Here is a 745-nt window from a genome sequence, read left to right on the forward strand (position 1 = left end):
TAATCAAAACCACCAGTGTGAACTGGTGGTTTGTTCTGCGGCTGAAAGCCTCTCTTACCGGCCTCGGCCTAAAAGGCCCACTGAATGGTTTCCCCTTATGCACCACATCTACTCGCTGATTCTAAAGAATCTCTTATTTCTTCCTGTTTTTTTCTCCGGTAAAAGGATCAAACTCTTCGAATAGCGTTAATTGATCCGCCATATAATCTTCTCTGAGCTGATTTCTAATATATTCTTCTATTTGCTTCTTATTTCTTCCCACTGTATCAACATAGAAACCTCGACACCAAAATTTGCGATTGCCATATTTATATTTTAAATTTGCATGTCGGTCGAATATCATTAAGCTACTTTTTCCTTTTAAATATCCCATAAATTGAGACACACTCAACTTTGGTGGGATGCTCACTAACATATGAATATGATCTCGACATGCATTTGCTTCGTGAATAGTGACACCTTTTCTCTCACATAGTTCTCTAAGTATTTTCCCTATACTTTGTTTGTATTTTCCATAGATAATTTGTCTTCTGTACTTTGGTGCAAACACTATGTGATACTTACATTTCCATGTTGTATGTGCTAAACTGTTCTTGTCCTGCATTTGGACATGCCTCCTTCGTATATTTGATGTAGTGGTCGGGAAACCAACTATATCTTATCACGAAGTGAGGCTTTTTTTTAATACCACGCTATAAGCTCTATGGAACCCCCGGCATAGCCAGGGGTTTTCAAAACATACAAA

At 38.0% G+C, this 745-nt stretch carries 1 protein-coding gene; it reads right to left on the reverse strand.

Features of this window, described 5'->3' with window-relative positions:
• Nucleotides 1–133: 133 nt before the first annotated feature.
• Nucleotides 134–604, reverse strand: coding sequence for an IS200/IS605 family transposase (gene tnpA / locus E1I69_RS24270; RefSeq protein ID WP_099352537.1), 471 nt, complete (start codon nt 602–604; stop codon nt 134–136).
• Nucleotides 605–745 lie beyond the last annotated feature (141 nt).

This window comes from Bacillus timonensis (assembly GCF_004799755.1).
GTDB classification, from domain to species: Bacteria; Bacillota; Bacilli; order Bacillales; family Bacillaceae_L; genus Ferdinandcohnia; species Ferdinandcohnia timonensis_A.

Bases quoted from the DNA above. Each gene is read 5' to 3' on its own strand.
- tnpA (WP_099352537.1), bottom strand. From the start codon at position 604: ATGCAGGACAAGAACAGTTTAGCACATACAACATGGAAATGTAAGTAT.